Source organism: Burkholderia contaminans, from assembly GCF_029633825.1.
GTDB classification, from domain to species: domain Bacteria; phylum Pseudomonadota; class Gammaproteobacteria; order Burkholderiales; family Burkholderiaceae; genus Burkholderia; species Burkholderia contaminans.
Genome location: NZ_CP090641.1, coordinates 3,108,120 through 3,123,561 on the forward strand (window position 1 = coordinate 3,108,120; position 15,442 = coordinate 3,123,561).

Genomic DNA, 15,442 nt, shown 5'->3' on the forward strand with positions numbered 1-15,442 from the left:
CCAGCCCAGAAAGTACGATGACCGCTGTCCGAAAAAATTTTGCGTTGTTGTTCGCGCTGCAAATCTCGACGTACGTCGTGCCGCTCGTCACGTTGCCCCTGCTGACGCGCGTGCTCGGCCCCCTGCAATACGGACGGTTGTCGTTCGTGCTGGCGGTGACGACGTATTTCATCAATCTTGCCAACTACAGCTTCGACCTGACAGCGACGCCGCGTGTCGCACTGGCGGACGGCAGGATGGAGCGGTCCCGAATTTTCTGGGCAACGGTGTGCGCTCAATGGTCGATCACGGTCGTCGGTTTCGCCGTACTCGTCATCCTGACCCTGGTCATCCCGCATTTCGCGGCAGAGCGCACGGCCCTGCTGATCGGGTTCGGGATGGCGGTGGGGGCCGCGCTTACACCAGGCTGGTACTTTCAGGGCATCCAGAAGTTGAGCGTCTACAGTGCCACGGTGGTCGTTTACCGTGCATTCAGTGTCATTGCCTTTTTCATGTGGGTGCGCACGCCGGACGATCTCCTGCACGCGGTTGCCATCAATACCGCGGTGCCGTTGCTTTGCGGGGTGACGTTGCTTGCGTACCTCTTCGTCCGTCACGAGATCGAACGCGTCCGCGTGCGGTTCGCCGACATCGCAGCCGCGCTGAAAGGCGGCTCGCAGGTATTTCTGGCGTCGACGTCGATCTCGTTCTACGCCTCGACCAATACCGTTCTGCTGAGCATCGTCTCGGGAAGTGTCGCCGCCGGTTATTTTGCCGCGGGTGACAAGCTGATTCGGGCCGCAGTCGGTCTGCTTCAACCGCTGAGGGCGGCAACCTATCCGCACATTACGTACCTGATGCATCACGCGCGGGACGACGCGTTTGCGTTCTTGCGAAAGCTGATCGTGCTGCAGGGCGCGCTGGTGCTGGCCATGTCGGCAACGATCTACGCCTGTGCGCCGTTCGTCGTTCGAATCTTGTACGGCAGCTCGTTTGCGCCGACGGTCGGCGTACTGCGTTGCCTGGCGCTGGTGCCGTTCATGGCATGCATGACGGATCTGTTCGGTGTTCAAACCATGTTGCCGATGGGCATGAAGCGCGCGTTCAGCATCATCCTGATCTCGTCCGGGGTGTTGAACGTGACGCTGCTGCCGCCGCTTGCGATGCTGTTCGCCGAGCGCGGGGCGGCTATCGCGGTGTTGATCGCCGAAACGGCCGTCGCTGTCGCGCTCGCGTATGTCCTCTGTCGCGATCGGGTCGGCCTGCTCAATCTGTCGGCGCGTTCGGGCTGATGTGATTTTCGCGCTGCCGGGTCGGCGGCGATGGCAGCGGGATGCGTCGGATCGGTCATCCTTCCACGCTGCTGCCGTGGTGCGATGCGAGTCGACAGGCGTCGCCGTTGCCGTCCTGCCGATATTCCGATTACTTGGTGACAAGCGCCCCGGTCAACCCCGCGCTGATCGCCGGCAGCAGCAGGTTCAGCACGCGGCTTGCGCGAACCAGGCCGGTGTTGTCGACGTACACGATATCCTTCGACGCGAGCGGAAACTGATTCGCGAGCAGCATCGAGACGGGCGACTTCAGGTCGAGGTGAAAGATGACCGGCTCGCTGTCGGCGGCCTTGCGCAGCACGAAAACCTGCTGGGCGTTCGACGTCTGCTGGTTGAGTTGCCCGGCCTCCGAAAGCGCCGCACTCAAGGTGAGCGAGCCATCGCGCAGGGGCGGCACGGCCAGCGGTTTGTTCACTTCACCCATGACATAGACGGGATTGTCGTCGCGCGCACCCACATGCAACAGGTCGCCTGGCTGCAGCATGATGGCGGCGGGACTTTTGCCGGTCTTCATCATCTGTGCGACATTCACCGGATAGATCTCGCCGTTGCGCGTGACGGTCACGCGGCTCTGATCCGCGGTCGGCGCAAAGCCGCCCGCACGATTGACCGCTTCGACCAGCGTCATTGGAATGTCGTTGATCGTCTGCGAGCCGGGGGCGCGTACTTCGCCGTCCACATACACTTGCTCGGCACGGAACGATGCCACTCGAACGGTCACTTGCGGTTTGACAAATACCTTCCGGAGTTCGGCATCGAGTTCCCGCTGGATCTGCGCCGCGGTCTTTCCGGCCGCGTGGATCGGTCGCGTCACGTAGGGAAACTGCACGTTGCCGTCGCTGTCGACGACGAAACCAGGCGCTGCGTCGGAGGGCTTCGTGTTCTGCGTCGGCTGGCCGACAGCGGCGGCGAATTCGGGATGATCCCAAACCGTGATTTGCAACACGTCGCCCGGGCCAAGCTTGTAGGCACTCGGCCTGCCGAGCAGGTTGCTCGGGATCGACGATGCGGGAAGGTGCTTCTGTTCCGTGTGAATCTGGTTGATCAGCGTCAGATCGATCTGCTTGACCGCGACCTTCATGTCGCTGGTTACATCGCCATTGTCGGCGGTCGTGACCGGCAATGCGGCCGGCTCCGCCATGTGCTGGCCGGGCGCGAACGCACACGCCGAAAGCAGGGTGGACATCGCCAGTGAGAACGCAGCGCGCATCCGACGTACCGCATGGTCGTTCTTTTTCAGCGCGCGCGTAGCGAATAGCTGGTGGTTGTTCATATCGTCATTCAGCATGGTAAACCGGCCGATTTGCTGGCCGGACAGGCCTATATTCAGAAGAAATTTAAATGAATTTAAAACTCGCCGTTCCTTCTACGCTAGAAGATTTTTCATCTCGACACCCCGATGTCAATGTTCTGTATCACCGTGTTTGATAAGAATCGTCAAAACGAGGTGAGGCGATGAATGATATGAAAGGACGTATTCACGTCATATGTCTGAGTGCGCCATCGAGCCACCGTATTGTCATGCGTTCCCCGAAAGGGAAGCAATGCGCACTTAACATAGCACGAGACAGGTTGGCAACCCAGTGATTCGCATCGCCAGTGCTTATTAATGTAAGCCATCGCACTTAGCGCGCCGGGCATTTATCGCATAGTGGTCGGGACAAACAGAATCATCGATGCCCTTGGCGCAGCGGTTCAGTGACGTAATTTTTGCCGACCTGCGGTCGGATGCAGGGCGCCCGGGGTGGCGCGACCTGGTACGCGTCGCGCGGCACGCTCGCCCGAGAGCACGTGCCGCCACGTGAAGCCTGGCAAGGCGGCAATTTGGGAGTTTATGCATGGCACTGGATCGACCTTCGCCTGATGGGTACCGGGACGGAGCGGGAAATATTTCCCGCGACGCGTCCCGCTTTACACTGACCGAATTACTCGAGAATGTATTTTATTATCGAGGGGCATTTATTTCGGTTTTTCTTGCGTGTCTGTTGTTGGCATTTGTATATGCCATTTCAGCGACGCCGATTTATTCGGTTGATACGCTGATACAGGTCCAGGAAAACAAGCATAGCGCGCTGGGTTCGCTCTCCGAGATTTCGAATGCCCTGGATATTCAGAATTCTGCCGTGGTCGGCGAAATCGATATCGCTCGCTCGCGCACGGTCGTCACCCAGGCGATCGAGGCAACCGCCGCGCAGGCGGAAGTTTCAGTCAGTAACCGGATTCCGCTTGCGGCGGGTTTTCTGGGTTCGGTCCTGTCGAAAGACGCGAATGGTCTCGTCATTCCGCTGTTCAACACCCCGTTCTGGGCGTGGGGCGGTGAACGAGTCGAATTCAGCAAATTCGACGTCCCGGATGCGCAACTCGGCAAGAAGCTGGAGTTCGATTATCTCGAAGGCGACCGGTTCCTGTTGAAGGACAGCGATGGTCAAGAGGTGTTGACGGGGGTAATCGGCAAGCTCAGCGAAGGTAACGGCTATCGCGTGGATGTGTCGCGAATCGTGGCGCGCCCCGGTACGGAGTTCCGGGTACGGCGGGTTGCCACGCCCGTGCGACTCGATGCCATCCTGACCAAGTTGACCGGGGCGGAAACGAAACGCCAGTCGGGCATCATGCAGCTCAATCTCGAGGATCCCGATCCCGTGTTTGCTGCACGACTGCTCAACGCCATTGCCGCGGCTTATCTGGATGTCAACGCGAAACGGCGTTCAGAGGATGCCGAGCGCAGCCAGGCATTCCTCGATGCGCAACTGCCGGCCGTGAAGGCGCGGCTGGAGCAGGCAGAGCAGGCGCTGAACACGTTCCGCAACGCGCAAGGGTCGATCGATTCGCAAGGCGATGTCAGGCTGCTCATTGACCAGTTGGCGCTGGTCGACAAGGCGCGGCTCGACGCCAAGCTCGAGTACCAGGACCTGTCATCCAAGTATGTTGCCGGACAGCCCCAGATCGCGGCCGTCGTCAACAAGCTGAAGACGCTCGATCAGCAGTCGGCCGAATTGAAAAGCAAGGTGGCGCACTTGCCGTCGCAGCAGCAGACCTATTTGCGTTTGGCGCGTGACGTCGAAGTCAATAACCAGCTGTATGTCGGCTTGCTGAACAACACGCAGCAGTTGCAGATTGCGAAGGCAGGCACGGTCGGCAATGCGTCGATCATCGACAAGGCCGATGTGAGCGACAAGCCGATTCGGCCGAATCGAATGCTCGTGATCGTATTGGGCGCAGTGGTCGGGCTGATACTGGGCATTGCCGTGGCACAAGGCCTTGCGTTGCTTTTCAGGCGTGTTCGTGATCCGAAGCATCTGGAATCGATGGTCGGGGTTCCGCTGCTGGGTGTACTCCCGTCATCGCCGCAACAGATCGAGGCCGACTCGAACGGCAGGCCGGTTTTCATGGCCGTGAGGGAGCACCCTGATACGCCATTCGCCGAAGCGATCGCAGATCTGGCCTTGCTGTTGCACTGCAAGATGATCCCTGGGGGCGGCGGCGCGAAGACCGTTCTGATTACGTCTCCCGAGGCGGGGCAGGGCAAGTCGACGATCTCCGCCAATCTTGCCTGCGTGCTGGCGGACAGCGGCTTCAAGACCTTGCTCGTGCGTGCCAATGCAGGCCCGGCAAGCATCGAGCGATGCTTGCCGGTGCAATACGAGCAGTCTTTGGCGGAAGTACTGCACGGCTCGATCGATCTCGATAAGGCGATCTCTCGCGTTCATGACAATCTCGACGTGCTGCCTGCCGGAAAAGGGGGCAAGCCGTCGCGGAACCTGTACGGCACCGAGAAGCTGGAGGTGCTGTTCGCTTCGCTGAGAGGCGCATACGACGTGATCATCATGGATGCGCCGTTGGCCCATCCGGCTGCAAACGTCGCCATGTTGTCGAGGTTCGCCGACATCACGTTGATGGTCGTGCGGCAAGGTTCGGTCGGTTACGCCGGCGTGGCGGAGGCGATCGAGAACCTGAACAAGTTCGGCGCGGATGTGGATGGCCTGGTGTTCAATGGCTTCGAGCCTTCACCGTTTCGCTACGGCCATTACGCGAACGTTTCCCGGCAGGCAAGGGAAACCCGGGCGCAGGCCAATCCTCGCCATGTCCAGTCCGATACGTTCTTGTTCAGGGCATGGGAGCGAGTCAGAAAGGAACTGCTCAGAAACGCCGCGTGATGTCGATCGGCGCGGAGCGTGGCAGATGAGTAATCGGGCTGTGGCGGGAAGAAAACGTCAGGTCGATACGGATACGGCGCGAGCAATATCGTTCGTCGCGCCCGGGGCGACCATGCGTTCCCGGACGCGGTTCGCCCTTTCCCGGACCTTCTGTTATCGGCTCGCAACTGCATGGTGCAGGTGCGTGAAGGAAGGATCGAATATCGGGTTGCGGCACGATGGCTAAGACGACGGGAACATTGGGAGGCAACGGAGGCTTCGTCTCCGCAACCGGCGTGATCGTATTGACGCTATTCACGCTTGCATTGCTGTTCAACGCGGTGATGCCGGCGCTCGGCATGGCGAAATCGAGCGCCTTGTGCACATTTCTGCTGGCAACAGTGGGGCTCGTCGGCCTGGTGAGATCACGCCCGGTGTTTGCCGTGTCGATGCTGTACGTGCTGGCGATCGGAATGACCGCATTCCTCGCGGGTGTGGGACTGGAGGACGGCGGCTACCTGACGGAAACCGATGTCGTCGGTGATGCGACCGGGGCGTTCAGCCGGCTCCTGACGTTCTACGTGATTTTTCTGGTCTGTGCGCTCGTCGCCTTTGGTCGATTTCTGGACGAACGCCCGGTGCGTGAGCCGATCAGGGCGCGGATTACGTCTCAACCGATCAGCATCATGGTGGGGTTCGGCCTCGCGGCCACGATTATCGCGATCGGCGTGATTGCCGGCCTGACGTCAGGGTTCTCGTTGTTTTCCGGCATCAATCGATATGCGCTGCGAAATGATTCCTCGAACGGGACGATGTTCAACCTGTTCCTGAACAATCAGTCCTTCATGGGTTTCCTGATGGGCACGATCGCCACCAGCTCCGACAAGCGCATCCGGGTGGCGGCGATCCTGACGATGGCTGTCGACCTGGCGCTCAATGTGATGCATGGCGAGCAGTTCATGGCGGTGCTGCACATCGGGCTGTGCTCGCTTGCCCCGTTCATTTCGATTCATGCGATGAACGGCAAGCCGGTCGTTCGTTATCTGGGTATCGGTGCCGGGCTGGCGCTGTTGCTCGGTGCCGCTTCCATTTTCTACTCCTACAGGGGGCAGGGGCTCGAAGTAGCCGACATGCTCTCGTCGCGCTTCCTGCTGCAGGGCCAGCCGTGGTATGTGGTCGACAACGATGCGCAGATGTTCACGGCGCCGAGGCTCGGTGGTACGGACGCATTCTGGCGTTTCGTGAACTCGCTCGGTTCCTTCACCATGCCGACCTTTTTCGACGGTTCCGAACCGAGCGGCTTGCGCGACTTGATGAAGTCGTACACCGAACCGAGCATTCTCAGGGCCTACATGTTCGACGACGTCACGTTCACGATGGGGAACATGGCCGTGCCCGTGTACTGGTTCGGCTATGCCGGCGGAGCGCTCTTTGTCGCGATGACCGGCCTGGTGTACGGCGCGCTCGGTGCGCTGCAGATTCTGGTGGCGATACGCGGCCGGGTCGTGATGCTGTGGCTGATGGCGAAGGTCTTTTCCTATGCGACCTTCGCCGTTCAGCAAGGTGAATACTGGATGATGTTCGGCTCGCGCACGGTTTTCTATGCGCTTCTCGCACTCGTCTGGTGGTATTGCGTCGATGCGAAGCATTCAAACCTCAAATAAACCAGACCAGGCAGTTCCGGGGCTTTCGTCACGCTTATGTCTTCATCATTCCAGTCATGTCAAAAGCGCAGCATTCGGAGCGGCTCGACCATATCGACGCAATGCGTGCCATTGCGGTGATACTCGTCATCTGGACACACTATGCCGAACGGTTCGTCGCCCTTGCCGGCTCGCAGCGTGTGCTCGACACCCTGCAACGTTCCCTGAACTTCGGACGAATCGGCGTCGTCCTTTTTTTTGCGATCAGCGGCATGCTGATTCCAACCAGCCTGCATGGCGAAGTCGGCGTGGGCACGAAGCGGTTCCTCGTTCGACGATTCCTTCGGCTGTATCCGGCCTACTGGCTGGCGCTTCCTGCCGGATATTTTGTTCACTGGTATCTGTTCGATAAAAGAATGGACATCCATGGCTTTCTGGCAAACGTGACGATGATTCCGGTTGCGTTTGGGGAAAGCCTGATCCTGCCTCATGGCTGGACGCTGGAAACGGAGCTGTATTTTTACGGGGTGTGCCTGATTCTGTTCTGGTGCGGGGCGCTTCACCGGATGCTCCATTTGTGTCTTGTCACGGTCGGGTTATGCGGACTGTTCGTGTTGCCCCTCGAATTTCGGCTCTTCCCGGCTCATCTTCTCAGTCAGTACAAGACCTTGCCGTATCACCTCGGCATCATGTTCTGGGGCGCCTGCTTTCGCATGGCGTACGACAATCCTTCGAAACCGCTGCGTATCAGGCCGGCCGGAAGCGGTGTGCTGTCCCGACTATCCCTGACTTACCGATCGGCGGTTGCCTATGTGACGATACCGGTCGTCGGCATTGCGCTGGCGGGGGCCATCACGGACTGGCGAAACCACAACACGTTCCATCTGCCGATTTCGCTCGCATACATGATCGGCATCGCGACATTCGCGATGCTGGCAACCTTGCTGAAACTTCGTATCCGTCTGCTTTCATGGATCGGCAAGATCAGTTATTCGATCTACCTGCTGCACAGTCTTCCGCTTTTCCTGGCGTTCTGGCTGTGTCAGCGTTTCCACATCGTCGGATGGCCGCTCGGTCTTTACATGATCGTACCGTTGGTGCCGTTGATTCCATTGTCGTGGGTCGGCTACCGGCTGTGTGAAGCACCGTTCGTGAAGTTGGCGCATACGCTCACGTCGCGTCGGGGAAGTCGTGTGTTCGCGTCGGGTGACGCGACCAGCTGATTCGTTTGCCAGGCGGATTCCCCGATGTGTGTCTGCTTGTTCCATGGAAAAGATTCGATATGAGCGGATCGCAATACCTGTCTCGTGCATGCGCGGGTGCAGCCTGCATGATGGTGGCTGGCGGGCTCGTGTGGCCGGGGTTCACCGAGGCCGTATCCGGCGTACCCACGCCGGGTGCGATTCATGCGGACATGCCGGATGCGTACATTCATCCCGCCCCGGGCTCAGCCGATCAGGCCGATGCGGTGCAACGCGCGCTGGACGGGCTGCAGCCGGGCCAGCGATTGGTGTTCACGCCCGGACGGTACGTTGTCGGCCGTTCGTTGGTCGTACGGCAGCGGCATGTCGTACTGTCGGGTTTCGGCGCAACGCTGGTTGCGACCGATCCCGGCAATCAGACGATCGAGATGCGGGGCGACGGTACGACGCTCGTCGGGTTTCATCTCAGGGGAACAGGCGCGACGCGTCTCGACACGCCCGAGTCGACCAAGGTCGAGGTGACGGGGCACGACGTGCAGGTGCTCGACAACGTCATCGACGGCGGTGCCAGCGCCGGCATATTCGTGTATGGCGGATCCGACGTCGCGATCGTCGGCAACCAGGTGCGCTCGACACTCGCCGACGGCATCCACATGACGCACGGCACGCGCAATGTGCTGGTCCAGGGCAATGTCGTGCGTGGTACCGGCGACGACATGATCGCCGTGGTGAGCTACCAGGCCGACGGGGCGCTGAGCGGCAACGTGCTGGTTACCGGCAACTCCCTCGAAGGCAACACGTGGGGGCGCGGGATCACGGTGGTCGGCGGCACGGAGGTGACGATCTCGAACAACATCGTGCATGACGTGCAGGTCAGTGCGGGGATCCTCGTTGCGCAGGAAGACAGTTACAGAACCTACGGCGCGTCCGACGTTCGGGTCGAGAACAACGTGATTTCGTCCATTCAGACCGCGGTCGGCCGGACCGATCCGCGCCCGCTGACACAGCAGGCCGCGATCGACGTCAGTACGTGGTCGGGCTCGGTGACGCGCGTGGTCGTAATCGGCAACCGCGTGTCGCACGCGCGGTTTGCCGGCATTCGCGTATGGGGAAACGTGTCGCAGTACCGGATCGCGGATAACCGGTTGTCCGCGATCGGCGGGGAGGCGGTGCAGGTGGGTGGGGGCGGAGGCTGTACCTCGGGCGGCACGAGTGCCGAGCAGTGCAGGGTGGCGGTCATGCAGCCGGCGTCGATCGACGTGGTCGGGGCCGATACGTCGGCGTTGCCGCATGTGCGCGAAGCGCTCAGGCAGGCGCGTCCGCCGCGGCGCGGCATCGATTGACGTATCGATGCACGCGCCGGCGTGCGCAGCACGCAACTATCGCACGACGTCTCCCTCTGCCACTTGCACGTGCGGCGCCGCGTGCGTTTCCGGCAGCGCGTCGACGACCGGGCGCCCGTACTGGTCGTCGAAGCGCACGATATCGTCTTCGCCGAGATAGTTGCCCGATTGCACTTCGATGATTTCGAGCGGAATGCGGCCGGGATTCTCGAGGCGATGGACTTCACCGACGGCGATATACGTCGACTCGTTCTCGCTGAGCAGAAAGGTCTCGTTGCCGCGCGTCACCTTCGCGGTGCCGTGCACGACGATCCAGTGCTCGGCGCGGTGATAGTGCATCTGCAGCGACAGCCGCTTGCCCGGTTCGACGACGATCCGCTTCACCTGGAACCGCTCGCCGAGATCGATCGAATCGTAGTGCCCCCACGGACGCTGCACCTTGCGGTGTTCGCTCGCCTGCGGGCGCCGGTCGCTCTTCAGGCGCGCGACGATGTTCTTCACGCGCTGCACGTCGTGCCTGTTCGCGACGAGCACCGCGTCGGGCGTTTCGATCACGACGACATCCTTCATGCCGACGCACGCGACGAGACGCCCTTCCGAACGCACGAGGCTGTCCTGCGTGTCCTCGAACACGGTCGGGCCGCGGGCGACGTTGCCCTGGTCGTCCTTCGGCATGATTTCCCAGATCGCATCCCACGTGCCGACGTCCGACCAGCCGGCCGAAAGCGGCACCACGATGCCTTCGATGCCGAGTTCGCTGCTGTCGGCCAGGCGCTCCATGACCGCATAGTCGATCGAGTCGGACGGGCAGGCGTCGAACGCCGCGGCGTCGATCCGGAAGAACGGATCGTCGGCGACGCCCGCGCGCCACGCCGACTCGCAGGCCGCATGGATTTCGGGCGCCAGCGCGTGAATCGCCTTGAGCCAGACCGATGCGCGTGTGACGAAAATGCCGCTGTTCCACCAGTAGTCGCCCGACTGCAGGTAGCGCTCGGCGAGCGCCGCGTCGGGTTTCTCGACGAAGCGTCCGATCGAATAACCGCCTTGTCCGCCGTGGCGGCTCGTCCGCGGCTCGCCGACCCGGATATAGCCGTAGCCCGTTTCCGCGCGGCGCGGCAGCACACCGAGCGTCACGATCGCGCCTTCTTGCGCATAACGTGCCGCGCGCGCGATCGCATCCTGGAACGCGCCGACATCGGCGATCACGTGATCGGCCGGCATCACCGCGAGCACGGGGTCGTCCTCGAATACGCTGGCGTCGAGCGCGGCAAGCGTGAGCGCCGGTGCCGTGTTGCGCGCAGCGGGTTCGAGCAGGATACGAGCGGGCGCCGCACGGTCGACCACTTGCGCGGCGCTCATGATGCGATGCTGTTCGCCGCACACCAGCAACAGCTTGTCGCCCAGCACCGCGTTCGCGATGCCGTTCAGGCGGCGCGCCGTCGCGGACAACGGCGATTCGTTCGAGGTCAGCTCGATCAACTGCTTCGGAAACTGTTCGCGCGACAGCGGCCAGAGGCGCGTGCCGGAGCCGCCGGCGAGGATGACCGGCAGGATGCGTGGAAGGTCGGGGGCGGGAACCGGGTGCAGGGTGCGTGTCATCGATTGGCTCCGGTATCGGCGGGCAGCCGGTTGAGCACGCGTGCGTCGGTGCGCGCGTCTTCGTTCCTGGGCCGGGCCGACGAAACGGTCCGGGACAGCAGTTGGCGCAGCGCGCCGGCGGCGCGGTCGGCCGGCCGGATCATGCCGACGAACGGTGCACCCTGCTCGAGATACGGTCCGTACGCCTTGCGGAATCCGAAACGTTTGTAGAACGCCTGGCGCGGCGCAGGGACGTGCATGCGCAGCGCGGCGTCCGGCCATGCGGCCAGTGCGGCGGTCAGTGCACGCTCGAGCAGGTGCTCGAGCGTTTCGCCGTCGCGGCACGCTTCGCTCGTCAATACCTTGTCGATCACGACGTCCGGATCGATGTCGTCGCCGGGCAGGAGCCGTGCGTAGGCCGCGACTTCCACCGCGTCGCCGTTGCGCACGGTTGCATAGACGTGCAATGCGCCCGCGTCCTTGCCGTCGATGTCGAGATGGGTATGCGCATCCTCGACGACCAGCACGGTGTTGCGTGCGCGCAGGATTGCATAGAGATCGACGGCGCTCAGATGTTCGAATTCACAACAATGCCATTCCATGATGCGGTCCTCGTGTGAAACCTTCAGCACGCCATGTCGCACGGATACGTTCGTCCGATGCGAAGCGGCAATGATCATGATGCGGATGCGGCGCGCGCCGGTCTGTTCGAAAGCTTACCCATGCTCGGGGTTCGCCCGGGCGAGGCGTCATCTGCCGACAGCGCCGTAATGTCCGCCAGCACACATCGGCGGTGCCGGTGTTTTCCGATAATTGCCATGGCGAGGTGGCCGCGTTGCGCGGCCCATCCCTGTCGAACGTCAATGGAGAATCGGGAGCGGTACTTGAAGATTGCGATCGTTCACGACTGGCTGGTCGTGCCTGGCGGCGCCGAACGCGTGCTGGCGCACATGATCGACTGCTTTCCGCAGGCCGATGTCTACAGCCTCGTCGATTTCCTCGAGGATCGGGACTGCCTGCGCGGCCGCGCGGTGCGCACGTCCTTCATCCAGAAGCTGCCGTTCGCGCGCACGCGCTACCGCAGCTACCTGCCGTTGTTTCCGCTGGCCATCGAACAGTTCGACCTGTCGGCGTACGATGTCGTGCTGTCGAGCTCGTATGCGGTTGCGAAGGGCGTGCTCAGCGGCCCGGACCAGTTCCACGCCAGCTACGTGCATTCGCCGGTGCGCTATGCGTGGGACCTGCAACACCAGTACCTGAACGAGGCCGGCCTCGCACGCGGGCCAAAATCGGTCATCGCGCGTGCGCTCCTGCATTACATCCGCAACTGGGATGCGCGTTCGGCGAACGGCGTCGATCGCGTGGCCGCCAATTCGCACTTCATCGCGCGCCGCATCCGCAAGACTTACCGGCGCGATGCGACCGTGATCTATCCGCCGGTCGACGTCGACCACCTGTCGCCGCGCGCGGACAAGGAGGCGTTCTACCTGACCGCGTCGCGGCTCGTGCCGTACAAGCGGATCGACCTGATCGTCGACGCGTTCTCGCGTACGCCGGAACGCCGCCTCGTCGTGATCGGCGACGGGCCGGAGATGGAGAAGATCCGCGCGCTGGCCGGGCCCAACGTCACGCTGCTCGGTTACCAGCCGTTCGACGTGCTGCACGACCACCTGCAGCGTGCGCGCGCATTCGTGTTCGCCGCGGAAGAGGATTTCGGCATTTCGCCGGTCGAGGCGCAGGCATGCGGCACGCCCGTGATCGCGTACGGGAAGGGCGGCGTGCGCGAGTCGGTGCGGGCGTGGCCCGGCACCGGCGCAACGGGCCTGTTCTACCGCGCGCAGACGGTCGATGCACTGGTCGATGCGCTTGCCCGATTCGAAGCGCTGCCGCGCGGGGCGATCGATCCGCACGCGTGTCGCGCGAATGCCGAGCGCTTCAGCTCGGCGCGCTTTCGGGACGCGTTCACGCGCTTCGTGATGGATGGCTATGCCGCGTTGCAGGAGGAGATGGCCGGTCCCGCCGGTTTCGCGCCGCACGGCGATGCGTCGATCGAGGACGGCATGGGCGATCTGCGGGATCGGGAGGGCGAGACGGCGCTGCGAACCTGAGCGGCGATCGCGCGGGATGATTACGGAGTGTAACCGCCGGGCGGCCCGCGCGCCGTGCCGGGACGGCGCCGCCGGCCGGCAGCGCGCGCGATTATGTGGCGTGCGGCGTGTGGTGCCGGTCTTTTTAAAGGATTCCGGTGAAAATCACGCGCAATCGAGGGGGCCGATCTGGCGGAAATGTAGTATTTGGCACTGATTGACGCGATTGTTGAGAGAGAATCAAATCTTGGTAGCCAAAGGTGTATCGCGCGGGGCGACCGGCTGCGTAACCGGCTGATTCAGGATTATCTTTTGGTAACAAGACCATCTCGAAACGAGGTGTAAATTCACGAACGGATGAAGTGCGGCGGTCATTCCGCTTGTGGGTTGGCCGCCATCCGGTTCAGTATCGGGCGCGATCGTCGTGTACGACGCGACGCACGCTCGGACGGATGCTCCGTTTGTCGACGTGCCCCGCCTGCCGGCGGGTCGCGTCAAAGCGGGAATGTCGCGGCTCGCGCAGCCGCGCGTTCCCTTTGAGTTCGATGACAACGAGGCCGGATGACATCCGGCTCGACCTCCGGGGGTTCTCGCCGTGTGCAGTTTCGATATTCGCCAAGGCTGCGGAAACGCAGCGCGGAAAGGTGGCCATGCGCCGCCGGCCGCAGCGCACGCGAACGGTTCGCGGAGTGGAGAAAGTGATGGTTCGTTATGAATATGCCAATAACGCGCGATAAGAGCGCCGACGCGGGGAGTGGTAACGGGCAGCGTCCGCTGATTTACTGGACGCAGTCGCCGTCCGTCATGCTCCGGAAGGAACTGGCGCGACGCGACTGGAAAGTGTCGATCGTCGCGCAGGCGAGCGAGTTGCGCGACACGTCCGGCGAAATCACCTGCGGCATCCTCGACCTGAGCGGCGGCCATGCCGACGCGATCGGCAGCATCGCGTCGACCTGCGCGTCGATGCGCGACGTCGTCTGGGTCGCACTCATCGATGTCGGCCAGACCGCTTCTCCGAACGTTCGCGCGCTGTTGCGCGACTATTGCTTCGACTACGTCACGTTGCCCGCCTCGCACCAGCGCATCGCCGATACGGTCGGCCACGCGTACGGCATGGAGTGCCTGTTCGCGCGCGACCGCGAACGGCTCGAATCGGAGGAAAAAGGCATCGTCGGCACCTGCAGCGCGATGCTGCGGCTGTTCGATACGGTGCGGCGCTTCGCGCGCACCGACGCACCGGTGTTCGTGTTCGGCGAAACAGGGACGGGCAAGGAGTTGACTGCCGTCGCGATCCATCGCCATTCTGAGCGCCGCAACGGCCCGTTCGTCGCGGTCAACTGCGGCGCCATTCCGCCGCATCTGCTGCAATCCGAACTGTTCGGCTATGAGCGCGGCGCATTTACCGGCGCGAACGCGCGCAAGATCGGCTATGTCGAAGCGGCGAACGGCGGCACGCTGCTGCTCGACGAGATCGGCGACCTGCCGCACGAGAGCCAGGCGAGCCTGCTCCGCTTTCTGCAGGAGCGTTCAATTCATCGCCTGGGCGGCAGCGATCCGGTGCCGGTCGATGTCCGGATCGTGTCGGCGACGCACGTCGACTTGCGCGAAGCGATGGAGGAAGGGCGTTTTCGGCCGGACCTGTTCCACCGTCTGTGCGTGATGCGCATCGACCAGCCGCCGCTGCGCGCGCGCGGCAAGGACATCGAGCTGCTCGCGCATCACATGCTCGAACGCTTCCGCGGCGACGCGCGCCATCGCGTGCGCGGCTTCTCGACGGATGCGATCACGGCACTCTACAAGCACGACTGGCCCGGCAACGTCCGCGAGCTGATCAACCGCGTGCGCCGCGCGGTCGTGATGACGGAAGGGCGCCTGATTACCGCGCAGGATCTCGAACTCGAATACTGTCTCGATGCCGCGTCACCGTCGGTGGCCGACATCCGCAAGTCGATCGAACGCGAGGCGATCGAAACCGCCCTGTTGCGCACGCGCGGGCGCGTCGCCGCGTCGGCCCGCGAGCTCGGCGTGTCGCGCGCGACGTTGTATCGCTGGATGGAGGCATACGGGATCGAGCGGCCGCGCGGCACGGGCTCGTCCGACTGAGATTCATTCGACAAGGCGACACTCGCGGCTGCCGAAAGCCGCG

The 15,442-nt window shown here is 62.6% G+C and carries 10 protein-coding genes; 7 read left to right on the plus strand and 3 right to left on the minus strand.

The window, feature by feature from the left end:
* Positions 1-17 precede the first annotated feature (17 nt).
* Positions 18-1,271, plus strand: coding sequence for a flippase (locus LXE91_RS31585; RefSeq protein ID WP_039356945.1), 1,254 nt, complete (start codon positions 18-20; stop codon positions 1,269-1,271).
* A gap of 130 nt (positions 1,272-1,401) precedes the next feature.
* On the opposite strand, the gene LXE91_RS31590 is transcribed toward LXE91_RS31585, so the two are convergent.
* Complete coding sequence (locus LXE91_RS31590) at positions 1,402-2,583, minus strand: polysaccharide biosynthesis/export family protein (RefSeq protein WP_046196537.1); 1,182 nt, start codon at positions 2,581-2,583, stop codon at positions 1,402-1,404.
* A gap of 565 nt (positions 2,584-3,148) precedes the next feature.
* Here LXE91_RS31590 and LXE91_RS31595 point away from each other — a divergent pair.
* The 4 genes from LXE91_RS31595 (at position 3,149) to LXE91_RS31610 (ending at position 9,631) form a co-directional block, all read left to right on the plus strand.
* Entirely contained in the window at positions 3,149-5,464 is a 2,316-nt protein-coding gene (locus LXE91_RS31595; protein WP_046544093.1) for a GNVR domain-containing protein, read from the plus strand.
* A gap of 218 nt (positions 5,465-5,682) precedes the next feature.
* Positions 5,683-7,107, plus strand: a complete 1,425-nt coding sequence (locus LXE91_RS31600; RefSeq protein WP_039356939.1) for a DUF6418 domain-containing protein — start codon at positions 5,683-5,685, stop codon at positions 7,105-7,107.
* Positions 7,108-7,163: 56 nt separating this feature from the next.
* Positions 7,164-8,309, plus strand: a complete 1,146-nt coding sequence (locus LXE91_RS31605; protein WP_039356937.1) for an acyltransferase family protein — start codon at positions 7,164-7,166, stop codon at positions 8,307-8,309.
* Positions 8,310-8,368: 59 nt separating this feature from the next.
* On the plus strand, positions 8,369-9,631 hold the full coding sequence (locus LXE91_RS31610) for a right-handed parallel beta-helix repeat-containing protein (protein ID WP_039356934.1): 1,263 nt from the start codon (positions 8,369-8,371) through the stop codon (positions 9,629-9,631).
* A 36-nt stretch (positions 9,632-9,667) separates the two neighbouring features.
* On the opposite strand, the gene LXE91_RS31615 is transcribed toward LXE91_RS31610, so the two are convergent.
* Positions 9,668-11,230 carry a mannose-1-phosphate guanylyltransferase/mannose-6-phosphate isomerase gene (locus LXE91_RS31615; protein WP_039356932.1) on the minus strand — a complete coding sequence of 521 codons (1,563 nt, stop codon included), beginning with the start codon at positions 11,228-11,230 and terminating at the stop codon, positions 9,668-9,670.
* Positions 11,227-11,889, minus strand: a complete 663-nt coding sequence (locus LXE91_RS31620; protein ID WP_039356931.1) for a GNAT family N-acetyltransferase — start codon at positions 11,887-11,889, stop codon at positions 11,227-11,229. The genes LXE91_RS31615 and LXE91_RS31620 overlap by 4 nt, the downstream gene beginning before the upstream one ends.
* 204 nt (positions 11,890-12,093) lie before the next feature.
* On the opposite strand from LXE91_RS31620, the gene LXE91_RS31625 reads away from it, so the two are divergent.
* Positions 12,094-13,317: a glycosyltransferase family 4 protein gene (locus tag LXE91_RS31625; RefSeq protein WP_039357364.1), complete on the plus strand. Its 1,224-nt coding sequence runs from the start codon at positions 12,094-12,096 to the stop codon at positions 13,315-13,317.
* A gap of 690 nt (positions 13,318-14,007) precedes the next feature.
* Positions 14,008-15,399, plus strand: coding sequence for a sigma-54 dependent transcriptional regulator (locus tag LXE91_RS31630; protein WP_039356929.1), 1,392 nt, complete (start codon positions 14,008-14,010; stop codon positions 15,397-15,399).
* Positions 15,400-15,442: the final 43 nt, after the last annotated feature.

What these genes read in the sequence shown, in the direction of transcription:
- LXE91_RS31585 (WP_039356945.1), top strand. Translation starts at nt 18, where the DNA reads ATGACCGCTGTCCGAAAAAATTTTGCGTTGTTGTTCGCGCTGCAAATC.
- LXE91_RS31590 (WP_046196537.1), bottom strand. Translation starts at nt 2,583, where the DNA reads ATGAACAACCACCAGCTATTCGCTACGCGCGCGCTGAAAAAGAACGAC.
- LXE91_RS31595 (WP_046544093.1), top strand. Translation starts at nt 3,149, where the DNA reads ATGGCACTGGATCGACCTTCGCCTGATGGGTACCGGGACGGAGCGGGA.
- LXE91_RS31600 (WP_039356939.1), top strand. Translation starts at nt 5,683, where the DNA reads ATGGCTAAGACGACGGGAACATTGGGAGGCAACGGAGGCTTCGTCTCC.
- LXE91_RS31605 (WP_039356937.1), top strand. Translation starts at nt 7,164, where the DNA reads ATGTCAAAAGCGCAGCATTCGGAGCGGCTCGACCATATCGACGCAATG.
- LXE91_RS31610 (WP_039356934.1), top strand. Translation starts at nt 8,369, where the DNA reads ATGAGCGGATCGCAATACCTGTCTCGTGCATGCGCGGGTGCAGCCTGC.
- LXE91_RS31615 (WP_039356932.1), bottom strand. Translation starts at nt 11,230, where the DNA reads ATGACACGCACCCTGCACCCGGTTCCCGCCCCCGACCTTCCACGCATC.
- LXE91_RS31620 (WP_039356931.1), bottom strand. Translation starts at nt 11,889, where the DNA reads ATGATCATTGCCGCTTCGCATCGGACGAACGTATCCGTGCGACATGGC.
- LXE91_RS31630 (WP_039356929.1), top strand. Translation starts at nt 14,008, where the DNA reads ATGAATATGCCAATAACGCGCGATAAGAGCGCCGACGCGGGGAGTGGT.